Here is a 15,061-nt window from a genome sequence, read left to right on the forward strand (position 1 = left end):
CCATGTTTACCGGCATCATCGAATCCATCGGCAGCATCCGTGCACTCACCCCTAAGGGCGGCGATGTACGGGTCTACGTCGAAACCGGCAAGCTCGACCTGAGCGACGTCAAGTTGGGCGACAGCATCGCGGTAAACGGCGTCTGCCTGACCGCCGTTGAACTGCCGGGCAACGGCTTCCTGGCGGACGTCAGCCGCGAAACCCTCGACTGCACGGCCATGAACGACCTCAAGAGCGGCAGCCCGGTCAACCTGGAAAAAGCCCTGACCCCCACTACTCGCCTGGGCGGGCACCTGGTCAGTGGACATGTGGACGGCGTCGGTGAAGTGGTTTCGCGCACGGATAACGCCCGGGCCGTGGAGTTTCGCATCCGCGCTCCGAAGGAACTGGCCAAGTACATCGCCCATAAAGGCTCGATCACCGTCGATGGCACCAGTCTGACGGTCAACGCGGTGGATGGCGCCGAATTCCTGCTGACGATCATTCCCCACACGTTGAGCGAAACCATCATGGCTTCGTACCGGCCTGGTCGCCGGGTCAACCTGGAAGTCGACTTGCTGGCCCGTTACCTGGAGCGCCTGCTTTTGGGCGACAAGGCCGCAGAGTCTGGCTCCCCACAAAAGCCGGGTAACATCACTGAAAGTTTTCTGGCCGCCAACGGCTACCTCAAATCCTGACCCAAGGGGGTGCCGCGTGGCGCTCAATAGCATCGAAGAACTGGTCGAAGACATCCGCCAAGGCAAGATGGTCATCCTCATGGATGACGAAGACCGCGAGAACGAAGGCGACCTGATCATGGCCGCCGAGTGCTGCAAGGCCGAACACATCAACTTCATGGCCAAGCACGCCCGTGGGCTGATCTGCATGCCGATGACCCGCGAGCGCTGCGAGCTGCTGAAGTTGCCGCTGATGGCTCCGCGCAACGGCTCCGGTTTCGGCACCAAGTTCACCGTGTCCATCGAGGCTGCCGAGGGCGTGACCACCGGTATCTCCGCCGCTGACCGCGCGCGCACCGTGCAAGCCGCCGCGGCGAAAGACGCCAAGGCCGAAGACATTGTCAGCCCCGGCCATATCTTCCCGCTGATGGCCCAGGCCGGCGGCACCCTGGCCCGCGCCGGTCACACCGAAGCGGCCTGCGACCTGGCGCGCATGGCCGGTTTCGAACCCAGCGGCGTGATCTGTGAAGTGATGAACGACGACGGCACCATGTCCCGTCGCGCAGAACTGGAAAACTTCGCCGCCGAACACAACATCAAGATCGGCACCATTGCCGACCTGATTCACTACCGGATGATCCACGAACGTACCGTTCAGCGGATTGCCGAACAGCCGCTGGACAGCGAACTGGGCCAGTTCAACCTGGTGACCTACCGCGACTCGGTGGAAGGCGACGTGCACATGGCGCTGACCCTGGGCACCGTGTGCGCCGACGAACCGACCCTGGTGCGCGTGCACAACATGGACCCGCTGCGCGACCTGCTGATGGTCAAGCAACCCGGCCGCTGGAGCCTGCGGGCCGCCATGGCCGCTGTGGCCGAGGCCGGCAGCGGCGTGGTGTTGCTGCTCGGCCACCCGCTCGATGGCGACGTGCTGCTGGCGCACATCCGCGAAACCGCCGACCAGGCAGCGGTAAAAAAACCGACCACCTACAGCATCGTCGGTGCCGGTTCGCAGATCCTGCGTGACCTGGGCGTGCGCAAAATGCGCCTGATGAGCGCACCGATGAAATTTAATGCGATATCCGGTTTCGATCTGGAAGTTGTAGAATACGTGCCCTCCGAATAATGGCCCGCGGATTCCGGCATTATTGTTCACTTGAGGCTTGTTAGATCTATTTGTGGCGAGGGGATTTATCCCCGCTGGGCTGCGCAGCGGCCCCTCTTTTTTGGGACTGCTACGCAGTCCAGCGGGGATGAATCCCCTCGCCACAGAAGATGTGCAAGTGAACGAGATAGCGGGATCCACAGCTCTGTATTCGTGGCTAATATCACTGAAGGGGCGCGTATAGAACGCGCTCTGGCTCTTTAAGAGATCTGACGAATGACCCTGAAGACCATCGAAGGTACCTTCATCGCCCCCAAAGGCCGCTACGCTCTGGTAGTGGGCCGTTTCAACAGTTTCGTGGTCGAGAGCCTGGTTGGCGGTGCGGTCGATGCCCTGGTTCGCCATGGCGTGAGCGAAAGCGACATCACCATCATCCGCGCCCCTGGCGCCTTCGAAATTCCGCTGGTTGCGCAGAAAGTCGCTCAAAAGGGCGAATATGCGGCGATCATCGCCCTGGGCGCGGTCATTCGTGGCGGTACTCCGCACTTCGAATACGTGGCTGGCGAATGCACCAAGGGCCTGGCCCAGGTGTCCATGGAGTTCGGCGTGCCGGTCGCTTTCGGCGTGCTGACCGTTGATTCCATCGAGCAAGCCATCGAACGTTCCGGCACCAAGGCCGGTAACAAAGGCGCCGAAGCTGCCCTGTCCGCCCTGGAAATGGTCAGCCTGCTGGCGCAGTTGGAGGCCAAGTGATTAGCGACGAAAGCGATCGTTTCAACCCGCGCGATCCAAAGCCTGCAGACGCCGGCAAGCCATCGAAAAGCGTCAAGCGTCGCGAAGCCCGTCAGCTCGCGACCCAGGCGCTGTATCAATGGCACATGGCCAAGCAATCGCTGAACGAGATCGAAGCGCAGTTTCGGGTCGATAACGATTTCAGTGATGTCGACGGGGCTTATTTCCGCGAGATCCTCCACGGCGTGCCGGCCCACAAGACCGAGATCGACATCGCCCTGGCCCCTTGCCTGGACCTGACCATCGAAGAGCTGGACCCGGTTGAACTGGCGGTGTTGCGCCTGTCCACCTGGGAACTGATGCAGCGCGTCGACGTCCCGTACCGTGTGGTGATCAACGAAGGGATCGAACTGGCAAAAGTCTTTGGTTCCACCGATGGCCACAAGTTCGTCAACGGCGTGCTCGACAAGCTGGCCCCACGTTTGCGTGAAGCTGAAGTGAAGGCGTTCAAGCGCTAGTCAGCGCTTGATATCCGCATGGGTGAGTTCGAGCTGATCCGTAATTACTTCGCCGCCGCGCCGTGCGCGCAGGGCGGCGAGGGCGTTGCACTGGGGATCGGCGACGACTGTGCCCTGCTGGCCGTTCCTCCCGGGGAGCAGTTGGCGGTCTCCACCGACACGCTCGTGGCCGGTGTACATTTTCCGGACCCGTGCGACCCGTTCCTGCTCGGCCAGCGCTCGCTGGCCGTGGCGGTCAGCGACCTGGCCGCCATGGGCGCCAAGCCTTTGGCCTTTACCCTTGCCCTGACCTTGCCGACGGTGACCGCCGATTGGCTGCAAGCCTATGCCTGCGGTTTGAACCAGATGGCCCAGGCCTGTGGCGTGGTGCTGGTGGGAGGGGACACCACCCGTGGGTCGCTGACCCTGACCCTGACCGTGTTCGGCCATGTGCCGTCCGGCCAGGCCCTGACCCGCAGCGGCGCGCAACCCGGCGACCTGCTGTGTGTCGGCGGCGAGCTGGGCAATGCCGCCGGTGCCTTGCCGTTGGTGCTCGGCCAGCGTCGCGCCGAACCTGCGCTTGCCGAACCGCTGCTGGCTCATTATTGGTCGCCACGACCCCAAGTCGCCTTGGGCCTGGCGTTGCGGGGCAAGGCCAGCGCGGCGATGGACATTTCCGATGGCCTGCTGGCTGATTGCGGGCATATCGCCTTGGCGTCCGGGGTGGCATTACAGGTTGAACGTGACCGACTGCCGCTGTCCAACGCTCTGGTGACGTTTTTTGGTCGTACGGAGGCCACGCAGGCCGCCCTGAGCGGCGGTGACGATTACGTGCTGTTGTTCGCCGTGCCACCGAGCCGATTGTCGGCGTTGCAGGCCGAAGGCTGGCCGATCCACGTGATCGGCAGCGTGCTGGCCGGGCAGGGCGTCACGCTGATCGACAGCGGCGGGCACGACATCACCCCGCAAATACGGGGCTATCAACATTTTCGGGAGACACCGTGACAGATCATCCCAACCAGGTCCCGGCAGAGTTCGTTCCGCCTTCGGTCTGGCGCAATCCTTGGCATTTCCTGGCATTTGGCTTCGGTTCGGGCACTTTGCCGAAAGCACCGGGCACCTGGGGCTCGCTGGTTGCGCTACCCTTCATACCGTTGTGGCAGATGTTGCCGGACTGGGGCTACTGGTTGATGCTCGGCATCACCATGCTGTTTGGCTTCTGGCTGTGTGGCAAAGTGGCGGACGACCTGCGGGTGCACGATCATGAAGGCATCGTCTGGGACGAAATGGTCGGCATGTGGATCACCTTGTGGCTGGTACCGGAAGGTTGGTATTGGTTGCTGACGGGTTTTCTGGTGTTCCGTTTCTTCGATATCCTCAAGCCATGGCCGATCCGCTGGATCGACCGGCATGTGCACGGAGGTGTCGGAATCATGCTCGATGATGTATTGGCCGGGGTTTTCGCCTGGCTGGCAATGCAAGGATTGGTGTGGAGTTTCACCTGAAGGAGCCAGGCATGGGCGTAAGCCGCGCACTACTGCTGTTGCTGTGTTTAGGGGCCTGTGTGGGGGCAGGGGCGGCCGAGTCGGCGCCACTGCCCGATAAGGTCCGCGCGGCCAGCGAGGAGTGGGCCGATTACACCCAGGCCGATGGCCAGGGCATGGGCTGGGACATCTTGCGCGCGGTGTTCGAGCCTGAAGGCATCAGGCTGGAGATCCGCAGCGTGCCCTACACCCGCTCGATCGGGTTGGTGCAGCGCGGCGAGGTCGATGTGCAGGTCGGCGCCTATCGGGATGAGTCCGAAGGCGTGCTCTACCCGAAGTGGCACTACGACGTCGATCACATCTATGCCCTGGGGCTGGCCTCCAAACCGACGCCCACCCTGGCGACGATTGGCAACTATCGGCTGGTATGGATGCGCGGGTACGAATACAACAACTACCTGCCCAACATCCGGCGTTTCAATGAGATCCACCGGTCGGTGGGGATCTTGCCGATGCTGATTCATGAGCGAGCGGATTTTTACATCGATGCGTCAATGGAAATCGAGGAAGTGCTGGCCAAGGCCGAGGATCCCAAGCAATTCAAGCTCTCGCCGCTGATCAACTTGCCGCTGTACCTGGGCTTCGCCAACAATGAAAACGGGCGTACGTTGCGTGCACTGTTCGACCGACGCATGGAAGTGCTGGTGAAGGGCGGTCAGTTGAAACCGATTTTCGAACACTGGAAGCAACCCTATCCCTTTGATGAGCACGGCAAGCCACCGAAGCCGTAATCAAACTTATCGATGATCATCAGCGATAATTCAGCCTAAGCGTCGGTCGGATCGTGCTGTTACAATGCCCGCCTCTGCGAATCTCCAGTACTAGATCAGGAGCACACCGGTGCCTGTCGTTTTTGTTGCCGCTTCCAAGCTGCCAACGCCCTTTGCGCAATTCACCATGCATGGTTTTCTCGATGAAGCCACCGGCCGCGAGCACGTCGTGTTGAGCCTGGGTGATTTCGCCGACGGTAGCCCGGTACTCGGCCGCCTGCATTCCGAATGCCTGACCGGCGACGCCCTGTTCAGCCAGCGCTGCGATTGCGGTTCGCAACTCGAGGCCGCGCTGCAGGCCATCGCTCGCGAAGGCCGTGGCGTGTTGCTGTACCTACGCCAAGAAGGCCGTGGCATTGGCCTGCTGAACAAGATCCGCGCCTATGAGCTGCAAGATGGCGGCGCCGATACCGTGGAAGCCAACGAACGCCTGGGCTTTGCCGCCGACCTGCGTGACTACAGCATCTGCCTGCCGATGCTGGAGCATCTGGGCGTGAAGTCGTTGCGCTTGATGACCAACAATCCACGCAAGGTCAAGGCGTTGACCGACATGGGCATCGTGGTGGCCGAGCGTGTGCCGCTGCACACCGGTCACAACCCCCACAACAAACTCTACCTGGCGACCAAGGCCAGCAAGCTCGACCACATGATGGGTAACGAGCACCAAGGCGAGGTTGACCGGGCGTGACGCGCGGTCAGGTCCGGCGGCGGCTGTCGGTCAGTTGGTGGAAATACCTGGCCCTGGCCTTGCTGCCACTGTTTGTGATCAATGCGGTGTTCGGCCAGGGCGAAGCGATTCTGCCGGTGCTGGCGATGCCGTTGTTCATTGCTGGCGTGGCATCGATGTTTGTCAGCCTGCGATTCTTCGGGCCGTATAAACAGGCCTTGATCGCCACCCAGAAAGCCCTCGACACCCCTGAAGAGCCACAGGCCTGGATCGACCTGGCGGCCCGTCGCCGCGCCGCCTTCCTGGTGGCCGGGCTGCCGGCCTGGGTCGGCGCCCTGGCGGTGTTCGTGGGCCTGGAAGCGGTGCCGTTGATGCTGCTGGCGTTGTCGACCACCGTGTTGTTCTACCTGTACCGCATCCCGCGTCAACTCGGCTGATGAGCCGCTGGCTGGCGGTCTTGCTGCTGGCCGTCAGCGCCTCGACGATGGCGGCCACGCGGGTGGTCAGTCTCGCACCGTCGCTGTCGGAGATCGTCGTTGAACTGGGTTCCGCCGACCTGTTGGTGGGCGTGCTGGATGGCGGTGATCGCCCGCCGGCGCTTAAGGACGTGCCCTCGGTAGGCCGTTACGGGCAACTGGACATGGAGCGCTTGCTCAGCCTCAAGCCCGATCTGCTCCTGCTCTGGCCTGGCAGTGTAGGCCCGGCCCAGCGCGAGCAACTCAAGGGCCTGGGCATCCCCATCCATGTCGCCGAGCCCCGCAGCCTCGACCAACTCATTACCCAAATCGAAGCCATCGCCAACCAGCTCGGCCGCCCGGAACGGGGCATGCAACGAGCGGCGCAGTTGCGCGTGCGGCTTGAGGCGTTACGCCAGCGCTATCGACGGGACCCGCTGTTGCCGGTGTTCTACCAGGTCTGGGACCGGCCGCTGTACACCGTTGGTGGCGGGCAGATCATCAGCGATGCGCTGACGGTGTGCGGGGCGCGCAACGTTTTTGCCGACCTGAGCCTGCCGGCACCGCAGGTGAGTGTGGAAGCGGTGCTGCAACGCAACCCGCAAGTCATCCTGGCCACGGAACAAGCGCAGCTCGATGCCTGGAAAGCCTGGCCGGTGGCGCAGGGGCGGTTGTTGTTGGTCAATGACAAGGGCCTGGAGCGGCCCAGCGGGCAGATGATCGAGGCGACGGCACGGTTGTGCGAGTTGATTGCGCCAGACAGGTAGACCGCGGCGCCTGTAATCGCGAGCAAGCTCGCTCCCACAGGGATGTGTGTTGAACGCCGATTTTGTATCCACCACAGAACCCCTGTGGGAGCGAGCTTGCTCGCGATGAGGCCAGCCCAAACACCACAGATCCTGGCTCAGAGTTCCGGAGTCCAAGTCACCCCGAACAACCACGCCCGACCCTCCTCCTGATACCCATATTGCGCTCCGTCGTGGCTATACAATGCCCGGCTGTAACCCTTGTCCAGCAGGTTATCCACCTTCATCTCCAGCTTCACCTCCCGGGTCAACGCCCAACTGCCACGCAACCCGAGCAAGGCATAGCCGCCCAGGGCATTGCGGTTGTCTTCATCGTCGTAGCTGCCGCTGACCGCTTGCCAGGTGGCGCCCAGGCCAAGTCGGTCGAATTGCCGGTCCAGGTCCAGGCTCAAGGTCCGTCGGGCGCGGCGGGCCAGGGTGTGGCCGCTGTCGCGATCGCGCGGGTCGATGATGGCCAGGGCCAGATTGCCCTGCCAGCCGAACACATCCTGCAGGTAGGCCATTTCAAAGCCGTTGATCCGCGCCGAGGCGACGTTCTGCGGGCGCGAGTCGCGGCCAAAAATGATCGCGTCCTCCAGGTCGGTGCGGTACAGCGAGGTTTCCAGGCGGGCGCTGTCGCTCAGCTGGCTGCGCCATTGCAGTTCGTAGCTCTTGGCCGTCTCGGGTTTCAGGTCAGGGTTGCTGAAGTCCGGGTAGTACAGGTCGTTGAACGTCGGTGCGCGGAAGCTCTCGCTGTAGGTCAGCAACAGGTCGTTGTCCGGGTTGATCGGCACGGTGAGGGTGCCGCTCCAACTGTTCTGGCCGCCAAATTGCTGGTTCTGGTCGCGACGCAGGCCCAGTTCGGTGGAGAAGGTTTCGGCCTGGAAGCGGTGCTGGATAAACGCGGCACGGTTCCAGCGGCTGTCTTCATCGAACGGCGTGCTGCTGTTGACCCGGTCCTGATACCAGTCGCCGCCGACGATCAGGCTGTTGCGCTCGTCCAGCGTCACGTCGTTCTGCCAGGTCGCGGAGTCGCGGTAGGTGTTGAACACCTCACGGACGTCGCTGAGCTTGTCGAAGGTCTTTTCGCGGTTCTCGCTATGGCCCAGTTCCAGGCGGGATTTCCAAGTGTCGTTGATTCGCCCGTCTACATAGGTGCTGAAGCTGCTCACCGCAAACTCGCTGTAAGGTTGTTGGGGCAGGGATTCGAAGGTGCTCGGGTCGAAGCGGCCGAACGGGTTGTCGTATTCGCTTTTGCCGCGGTTATCCAGCAGGTTCAGGCCAATTTCCAAGTCGTCGCTGACGGCATGACTCAGGCTCAGGCTGAAGGACCGGTTGCGGTTGGCATCGTCGTCGCGGTCGCTGGCGTAGGACTCATGGGTTCGATTGGCCCCGGCGCTGTCGTCGAGGCTGGCGCCGAGGTTGAAGCGGGTCTGCTCGTCGCCGCCGGACAGGCCCAAGCTGCGCTCCCAGGTCTGGTGGCTGCCGACACCCACATGCAGGCGCGGTTGCAGGCCTTGCGTGTTGCCGCGCCGGGTGAAAATCTGGATCACCCCACCGACCGCGTCGGCACCGTAGATCACCGAGCGCGAGCCGCGCAGCACTTCCACCCGTTCGATCTGGTTGATGTTCAGGCGTTGCAGGTTGCTGTCGCCGGAGGTGGCGTTGCCGATGCGCTGGCCGTCCACCAGCACCAGGCTCTGGGCCGATTTGGTCCCACGAATGTAAATCCCCGGCAGACTGCCGCGCCCACCCAACGGCGCCACTTGCACCCCCGGCACACGGCTGAGCAAGTCCGTGACACTGGCCGGCTGCAAGCGGTCGATGTCGTCGCGGGTGAACACGGTGTTGGCGGCACTGCTGTCGTTGCGGGCCTCGACCTGGCGGTTGGCGCTGATCACGATGTCGGGCAGCTTCAAGGCCTGGTCGCGTTCGAAGGTGTCGGCCAGCAGGTCGGGGGTGGGCAGTAGGGAAAGGGTGAGGGCGAGGCGCAGTTTCATGGGTGTTCCGGACATTTCTGGTCTGCACAAACCCTTGTGGGAGCGAGCTTGCTCGCGATGGCGGCAGATCAGTCAATTAATCCATTGGCTGATGCACCGCTATCGCGAGCAAGCTCGCTCCCACAGGGGCTTGTGTTGGCTGAACTTACAGGCCCAACAACTGCAACCGCAGCCGCACCGCCGCTTCGATCCCTGCCTCATCCAACCCGCATTCGGCCAGCATCTGCGCCGGCTTGGCGTGTTCGACGTAGCTGTCCGGCAGGCCCAGGTGCAGCACCGACTTGAGGATGTTCTCCCGGGCCAGGAACTCGCTGACCGCCGCGCCGGCGCCGCCCATGACGGCGTTTTCCTCGATGGTCACCAGCAGGTCATGGCTGCCGGCCATCTCGCGCACCAGGGCTTCGTCCAAGGGTTTGACGAAACGCATGTCCACCACGGTGGCGTCCAGGGTATCGGCGACTTTCAAGGCCTCGGCCAGTTGCACGCCGAATACCAGCAGGGCGGTTTGCTTGCCCTGGCGGCGGATCACGCCCTTGCCGATCTCGATGGGTTCGAGGTCGGTCGAGAGGGTCGCATTCGGACCGGTGCCACGGGGGTAGCGCACCGCCGCCGGGCCATTGAACAGGTGACCGGTGGTGAGCATCTTGCGCAGTTCGTTTTCATCGCTCGGGGTCATCACCAGCATGCCGGGGATGCAACGCAGGAACGACAGGTCGAAGCTGCCGGCGTGGGTCGGGCCGTCTTCGCCCACCAGGCCGGCGCGGTCGATGGCGAACAGCACGTCGAGGTTCTGCACCGCCACGTCATGGATCAACTGGTCGTAGGCCCGTTGCAGGAAGGTCGAATAGATCGCCACCACCGGCTTGGCGCCTTCGCAGGCCATGCCGGCGGCGAGGGTCACGGCGTGCTGCTCGGCAATCGCGACGTCGAAATAGCGTTGCGGGTAACGTTCGCTGAACGCCACCAGGTCCGAGCCTTCCTTCATCGCCGGGGTGATGCCCACCAGGCGTGGGTCGGCGGCGGCCATGTCGCACAGCCATTGGCCAAAGACGCCGGAATACTTCGGTCCGCCGGCCTTTTTCGGCGCGGCCGCCGGAGCGTCCAGGGGTTCGAGCTTGGTGATGGCGTGGTAGCCGATCGGGTCGACCTCCGCCGGGGCGAAGCCTTTGCCTTTCTTGGTGACCACGTGCAGGAACTGCGGGCCCTTGAGGTCGCGCATGTTGCGCAGGGTGGCGATCAACGTGGGCAGGTCATGGCCGTCAATGGGGCCAATGTAGTTCCAGCCCAGTTCTTCGAACAGCGTGCCGGGGACCAACATGCCCTTGGCGTACTCTTCGGTGCGCCGGGCGATTTCCCAGGCGCCGGGCAGGCGCGACAACACCTTTTTGCTGCCTTCGCGCATGCTGGCGTAGGTGCGGCTGGAGAGGATCTTCGCCAGGTAGTTGGACAACCCACCGACATTGCGCGAGATCGACATGTCGTTGTCGTTGAGGATCACCAGCATGTTGGCGTTGACTTCCGGCGCGTGGTTCAGCGCTTCGAAGGCCATGCCGGCGGTTAGTGCGCCGTCGCCGATCACGGCAATGGCCTTGCGCTCGCTGTTTTGCAGACGGGCGGCAATGGCCATGCCCAGGGCGGCGCTGATGGAGGTGCTGGAGTGGCCGACGCCAAAGGTGTCGTATTCGCTCTCGGAGCGGCGCGGGAAGGCGGCGATGCCGTCCTTCTGGCGCAGCGTGCCCATGCGCGCGCGACGATCAGTGAGGATCTTGTGCGGGTAGGCCTGGTGCCCGACGTCCCACACCAGCCGGTCGTCCGGGGTGTCGAACACGTAATGCAGCGCGATCGTCAGCTCGATGACGCCCAGGCCCGCGCCGAAGTGCCCACCGGTCTGGCCGACCGTGTAGAGCAGTTCCAGGCGCAACTCATCGGCCAGGGTTTCCAGCTCGGCTTCACCCAGGCGACGCAGGCCGTCCGGCGTGTTGGCGCGGTCCAGCAGGGGCGTGGTCGGGCGCTTGCGGGGAATCTCTTGAAACGTCGTGGGCATCAGGCGAATCGTTATAGGTATAGAAAGAGGCGGCAGTTTACCTTATGCATCGCAAGCTGCCCACGCGTTGGCCGGAACTTGGCCGATACGCAGTCTAAAGAGGTTGACCCCGTATCAACTGCGGCGTTCGACGATATATCGCGCCAAGTCGCGCAACGGTTCGGCCGCCGCGTCAAAGGGTCGCAGCGCGGCCAGGGCCTGATCGCGCAACTCCAGGGCGTAGGCTTTCGCGGCGTCGAGGCCGAGCAGGGCCGGGTAGGTCGGCTTGTCCCGCGCGATATCGGCGCCCTGGCGTTTACCGAGGGTCTGGGTATCGCTTTCGACGTCGAGGATGTCGTCCTGCACCTGGAACGCCAGGCCGATGGCCCGGGCGTAGGTCTGCAAGGCTTGCAACTGGGCGGGCGTGGCCCGGCCGCTGGCCAGGGCGCCGAGTTTGACGCTGGCCTCGATCAAGGCGCCGGTCTTGTGCCGATGCATGTATTCCAGGGCGCTCTGGTCCAGTTTAAGGCCCACCGAACCGAGGTCGATGGCCTGGCCGCCGACCATTCCGGCGGGGCCGGCCGCCAGCGCCAGGGCGCTGACCATGTCCAGGCGGATCTGCGCCGGGCAATCGCTCAGGGCCGGGTCCAGCAGGGCGCTGAAGGCCAGGCTCTGCAGGCCGTCGCCAGCCAGGATCGCGCAGGCTTCGTCGAATTGCTTGTGGGTGGTGGGCTGGCCGCGACGCAGGTCATCATCGTCCATGGCCGGCAAATCGTCGTGCACCAGCGAATACGCATGGATCAGCTCCACCGCACAGGCGGCGCCGTTGGCCTGTTCGGCCTGGCCGCCCAAGGCTTCGCACGCGGCGTAGGCCAACAGCGGCCGCACACGCTTGCCGCCGTTCATCACGCTGTAGCGCATGGCTTCGTACAGGCGCGCCAGTTCCGGGCTCGGCGCGCTGAACAAGGTATCCAGTGCAGCATTGACCCGGGCCTGGCTGCTGGCCTGATAGGCGCCGATCATTCAGGTTGTTCCGCGTCGAAAGGCTCTTCGGTCAGCTCACCGTCGCGCTCGAGCAGCAATTGCACCTTCTGCTCGGCCTGGGCCAGCGCCGCCTGGCAGTCGCGAGTCAAGCCGATACCCTGCTCGAAGGCGGTCAGCGAGTCTTCCAGCGACAATTCGCCGTTCTCCAACCGTTCGACCAGCGTTTGCAGGTCGGCCAGAGATTGTTCGAAATCCAGTGCAGCTTTTTTGCGGGCCATGGCGGCTATTCCGGTTGACTGTTAAACCGGCGCGACACTAGCAGACATGGGGTGTTCGGGCAAATCAGGGCGCCAGGCTACCCCCTATCAGCGAGGAGCCGAGAGTCTGTGGCGAGGGGATTTATCCCCGTTGGGTTGCGAAGCGACCCCAAAGCTGAGTACTCACTCCATCTGACACACCGAGGTGTTAGCTTTTAGGGCTGCTTCGCAACCCAGCGGGGATAAATCCCCTCGCCACAAAGATCTTATGCGTCTGGATAATTTATGCGGTACCGCGTGCTGCGCCCGCCGCCAGGCATCCGCTCCAGGCAGCCTTTCTCCAGCAGCTCCGTCAGATGCCGGGTGGCCGTCGCCTTGGAGACCTTGGCCACGGCTTGGTATTGAGCGGCGTTGATCCCCTGTTCGAACCCCTTTTCACCGCCATCGAGCAACCGATTCAGCACTTTGGTCTGTTCAGGCGTGAGTGCCGAAGCGCGATGGGCTTGCCAGAACCGCGTCTTACCCAACACGCTTTCGATCTGCGTCATCGCTTTGTGCAGGCTGCGCAACAGGGTCTGCAGGAACCAGATCAACCAGGCCGTGATATCAAGTGTGGCTTTCTGACTGCTTTCGAGGATTCGGTAATAGCCGGCGCGGTCTTCCAGGATACTCACCGACATGGCATAGAAACGGATCGCTTGGGCTTCGCCCTGGGCCAGTGCCAGGTCGGTCAGGGTACGAGTCAGGCGACCATTGCCATCGTCGAACGGATGCAGGGTGACAAACCAGAAGTGAGCAATACCGGCACGCAACAACGGATCGAGCTCGGCCTGATGACGGCTGGCCTCGAACCAGTCGACGAACGTTTGCAATTGCTGTTCAAGGCCCTGGCGAGGCGGCGCCTCGAAGTGAACGGTAGGTCGGTCCAGTCGACCTGAGACCACTTGCATCGGTTCGTCACCGCGCAACGCACCTACGCGGATCTGCCGATGGGCAAGGTGGCTCGTTTGATCAGGAAACAACCACTCGTGCCATTCCAGCAAGCGCTCGATGGTCAGGGGCTGGTTAAAGTGCCGGGTCGCGTCCAGCAACAGGTTCGCCAAGCCTTCGCTGCGTTGGCTGACCGGCGTGTCATTGCCTTGTTCGAGGCCCAGGCGCCGGGCCAGGGAAGAGCGCACCGAGCCGACATTCAATTGCTCTCCTTCGATAGCCGAGGAGGTCACGATGTTTTGCAGCAAGGCATCCAGTTCGTTCTGGGCGCTGAGCGAAGTCGTGACCGCGCCGGCCATACCGAGCAATTGACCCTGGGTCTGCACGCATTCGCGAAGCAGCGGTGCCAATGTTTCAGCTTGCCAGTAAAAACCGGGCCAGTCGGGCTGTTGCCAGATCCAATGGAATGCCATGCGCCTATCCAAAGATGAATAAGCCGAATAATAACGCTATTCGGCTCATTTGGTGAGCCGAATAAATCCTCGATTCGGCTCACGCACCCTTCAGTACGTGATTTCCCACACAGAATCGAGCGTTCCCCGATTGTGGAAAATCCGCCGAATAGCTACTCTTCGCGCCATCTACGGCCCCTTGTAACGGGGCGTTCAGACGAAACCCGAATAATGACAAGCAGCGCCGAGGAAGGGCGCCGGGTTGCGTTGTGCATGGCAGGAGGCATACGTGCGTTTTCTTTCTTTATTGATCGTGTTGCTTGGCGCGCCGATGGCGTGGGCCGAGCCTTCGGCCGAGCTGTCGGAACCGGTCGGTGGCTGGCGCTACAGTGGCTTGCTCGATCGCACGGAAAACCCGCAGGTCGCCTATCCCACCCCGCCCATCGACCGGGGCGTGCAGCGCAACCGCACGATGATCGAGGGCCGGATCAAAGACATGGGTACGGCTCGCCAGCCCCATAGCCTGGCGGTCAACGGCAATCCACTGAATCTCTATACCGACGACGAGGGGCGTTTCGCCCGGCCGTATGCGTTCGGCGCCGGCTCCAACAGCGTCGAGGTGCGCAGCTCCGAAGGCCAGTCCCTCAAGCGCGTGCAATTCTATGAAGCCAACAACCTGCGCACCCCGGCGCAGATCCGCGTGGTGCTGGGCTGGGACGACCCCAAGGCCGAGCTCGACCTGCATATCGTCACCCCCGACGGCCAACATGCGTTCTTCGGCCGGCCGGCGCTGACCAACGGTGGTGGCCTCGACCCGGATGGCGTCGACGGCCCCGGCCCGGAAATGTTCACCATGACCGCGCCGATGCACGGCACCTACCTGGTCTACGTGAACTATTGGGGCAACTACGGCAGCGGCGGCTACAACTTTGATGAGAGCAGCAACCAGAACGAGGTGATCACCTCGCAGATCAACCTGGTGCTCAACGAAAACACCGTCGATGAAAAACGCGAGACCTTTGTCGTGCCCCTGCGCGCCATTGGCGATTTGTTGCTGGTCAAGACTTTCAACTACTAGTGTCCTGTTTCGCAAATACGTTCTTTTTTGACGAGTGGCTGTTGTCGTCAGGCAAGGCGCCGCGACGAGTCATAGCCCGCTATGGCGAGGAGTGGCAACGCAGCATGACGGCAACAGACACCG

At 62.8% G+C, this 15,061-nt stretch carries 16 protein-coding genes; 11 read left to right on the forward strand and 5 right to left on the reverse strand.

Annotation, left to right across the window (positions count from 1 at the left end; genetic code table 11):
* The first annotated feature begins 2 nt into the window (after positions 1–2).
* From AC3A5O_RS17460 to AC3A5O_RS17505, 10 genes are all read left to right on the forward strand, one after another.
* Positions 3–677: a riboflavin synthase gene (locus AC3A5O_RS17460; RefSeq protein ID WP_122566175.1), complete on the forward strand. Its 675-nt coding sequence runs from the start codon at positions 3–5 to the stop codon at positions 675–677.
* Positions 678–693: 16 nt separating this feature from the next.
* On the forward strand, positions 694–1,785 hold the full coding sequence (gene ribBA, locus AC3A5O_RS17465) for a bifunctional 3,4-dihydroxy-2-butanone-4-phosphate synthase/GTP cyclohydrolase II (RefSeq protein ID WP_122566176.1): 1,092 nt from the start codon (positions 694–696) through the stop codon (positions 1,783–1,785).
* Between the two features lie 255 nt (positions 1,786–2,040).
* Positions 2,041–2,517 (forward strand): 6,7-dimethyl-8-ribityllumazine synthase, encoded by a 477-nt coding sequence (ribH, locus tag AC3A5O_RS17470; protein WP_003206025.1) that lies wholly within the window; start codon positions 2,041–2,043, stop codon positions 2,515–2,517.
* The gene (nusB, locus tag AC3A5O_RS17475; protein WP_047229742.1) at positions 2,514–3,014 is read left to right on the forward strand and encodes a transcription antitermination factor NusB; all 501 of its coding nucleotides are present in this window, start codon (positions 2,514–2,516) and stop codon (positions 3,012–3,014) included. The genes ribH and nusB overlap by 4 nt, the downstream gene beginning before the upstream one ends.
* Positions 3,015–3,032: 18 nt before the next feature.
* Positions 3,033–3,998 (forward strand): thiamine-phosphate kinase, encoded by a 966-nt coding sequence (gene thiL / locus AC3A5O_RS17480; RefSeq protein WP_487753485.1) that lies wholly within the window; start codon positions 3,033–3,035, stop codon positions 3,996–3,998.
* Positions 3,995–4,498 (forward strand): phosphatidylglycerophosphatase A family protein, encoded by a 504-nt coding sequence (locus AC3A5O_RS17485; RefSeq protein WP_122566178.1) that lies wholly within the window; start codon positions 3,995–3,997, stop codon positions 4,496–4,498. The genes thiL and AC3A5O_RS17485 overlap by 4 nt, the downstream gene beginning before the upstream one ends.
* An 11-nt stretch (positions 4,499–4,509) precedes the next feature.
* A complete protein-coding gene (locus tag AC3A5O_RS17490; RefSeq protein ID WP_354339386.1) occupies positions 4,510–5,268 on the forward strand; it encodes a substrate-binding periplasmic protein in 759 nt (252 codons plus the stop codon).
* 109 nt (positions 5,269–5,377) lie between these two features.
* Positions 5,378–5,995, forward strand: a complete 618-nt coding sequence (gene ribA / locus AC3A5O_RS17495) for a GTP cyclohydrolase II (RefSeq protein WP_014340439.1) — start codon at positions 5,378–5,380, stop codon at positions 5,993–5,995.
* On the forward strand, positions 5,992–6,411 hold the full coding sequence (locus tag AC3A5O_RS17500) for an MFS transporter (protein WP_305468642.1): 420 nt from the start codon (positions 5,992–5,994) through the stop codon (positions 6,409–6,411). The genes ribA and AC3A5O_RS17500 overlap by 4 nt, the downstream gene beginning before the upstream one ends.
* On the forward strand, positions 6,411–7,196 hold the full coding sequence (locus tag AC3A5O_RS17505) for a cobalamin-binding protein (RefSeq protein WP_487753486.1): 786 nt from the start codon (positions 6,411–6,413) through the stop codon (positions 7,194–7,196). The genes AC3A5O_RS17500 and AC3A5O_RS17505 overlap by 1 nt, the downstream gene beginning before the upstream one ends.
* Positions 7,197–7,333: 137 nt before the next feature.
* On the opposite strand, the gene AC3A5O_RS17510 is transcribed toward AC3A5O_RS17505, so the two are convergent.
* From AC3A5O_RS17510 to AC3A5O_RS17530, 5 genes are all read right to left on the reverse strand, one after another.
* Positions 7,334–9,214, reverse strand: a complete 1,881-nt coding sequence (locus AC3A5O_RS17510; RefSeq protein WP_487753487.1) for a TonB-dependent receptor domain-containing protein — start codon at positions 9,212–9,214, stop codon at positions 7,334–7,336.
* Between the two features lie 145 nt (positions 9,215–9,359).
* Positions 9,360–11,258 carry a 1-deoxy-D-xylulose-5-phosphate synthase gene (gene dxs, locus AC3A5O_RS17515; RefSeq protein ID WP_487753488.1) on the reverse strand — a complete coding sequence of 633 codons (1,899 nt, stop codon included), beginning with the start codon at positions 11,256–11,258 and terminating at the stop codon, positions 9,360–9,362.
* 114 nt (positions 11,259–11,372) lie between these two features.
* Entirely contained in the window at positions 11,373–12,260 is an 888-nt protein-coding gene (ispA, locus tag AC3A5O_RS17520; protein WP_122566184.1) for a (2E,6E)-farnesyl diphosphate synthase, read from the reverse strand.
* Positions 12,257–12,499: an exodeoxyribonuclease VII small subunit gene (locus tag AC3A5O_RS17525; protein ID WP_003185917.1), complete on the reverse strand. Its 243-nt coding sequence runs from the start codon at positions 12,497–12,499 to the stop codon at positions 12,257–12,259. The genes ispA and AC3A5O_RS17525 overlap by 4 nt, the downstream gene beginning before the upstream one ends.
* A 245-nt stretch (positions 12,500–12,744) precedes the next feature.
* Entirely contained in the window at positions 12,745–13,881 is a 1,137-nt protein-coding gene (locus AC3A5O_RS17530; RefSeq protein WP_305468638.1) for a Fic family protein, read from the reverse strand.
* Positions 13,882–14,191: 310 nt separating this feature from the next.
* Here AC3A5O_RS17530 and AC3A5O_RS17535 point away from each other — a divergent pair, with 310 nt between their 5' ends.
* Positions 14,192–14,938 carry a YfaP family protein gene (locus tag AC3A5O_RS17535; protein ID WP_122566203.1) on the forward strand — a complete coding sequence of 249 codons (747 nt, stop codon included), beginning with the start codon at positions 14,192–14,194 and terminating at the stop codon, positions 14,936–14,938.
* Positions 14,939–15,061: the final 123 nt, after the last annotated feature.

This window comes from Pseudomonas sp. Soil_N_39, from assembly GCF_057655955.1.

What these genes read in the sequence shown, in the direction of transcription:
- ispA (WP_122566184.1), bottom strand. Translation starts at nt 12,260, where the DNA reads ATGATCGGCGCCTATCAGGCCAGCAGCCAGGCCCGGGTCAATGCTGCA.
- AC3A5O_RS17535 (WP_122566203.1), top strand. Translation starts at nt 14,192, where the DNA reads ATGGCGTGGGCCGAGCCTTCGGCCGAGCTGTCGGAACCGGTCGGTGGC.
- AC3A5O_RS17530 (WP_305468638.1), bottom strand. Translation starts at nt 13,881, where the DNA reads ATGGCATTCCATTGGATCTGGCAACAGCCCGACTGGCCCGGTTTTTAC.
- AC3A5O_RS17460 (WP_122566175.1), top strand. Translation starts at nt 3, where the DNA reads ATGTTTACCGGCATCATCGAATCCATCGGCAGCATCCGTGCACTCACC.
- AC3A5O_RS17505 (WP_487753486.1), top strand. Translation starts at nt 6,411, where the DNA reads ATGAGCCGCTGGCTGGCGGTCTTGCTGCTGGCCGTCAGCGCCTCGACG.
- ribH (WP_003206025.1), top strand. Translation starts at nt 2,041, where the DNA reads ATGACCCTGAAGACCATCGAAGGTACCTTCATCGCCCCCAAAGGCCGC.
- thiL (WP_487753485.1), top strand. Translation starts at nt 3,033, where the DNA reads ATGGGTGAGTTCGAGCTGATCCGTAATTACTTCGCCGCCGCGCCGTGC.
- dxs (WP_487753488.1), bottom strand. Translation starts at nt 11,258, where the DNA reads ATGCCCACGACGTTTCAAGAGATTCCCCGCAAGCGCCCGACCACGCCC.
- AC3A5O_RS17510 (WP_487753487.1), bottom strand. Translation starts at nt 9,214, where the DNA reads ATGAAACTGCGCCTCGCCCTCACCCTTTCCCTACTGCCCACCCCCGAC.
- AC3A5O_RS17525 (WP_003185917.1), bottom strand. Translation starts at nt 12,499, where the DNA reads ATGGCCCGCAAAAAAGCTGCACTGGATTTCGAACAATCTCTGGCCGAC.
- AC3A5O_RS17490 (WP_354339386.1), top strand. Translation starts at nt 4,510, where the DNA reads ATGGGCGTAAGCCGCGCACTACTGCTGTTGCTGTGTTTAGGGGCCTGT.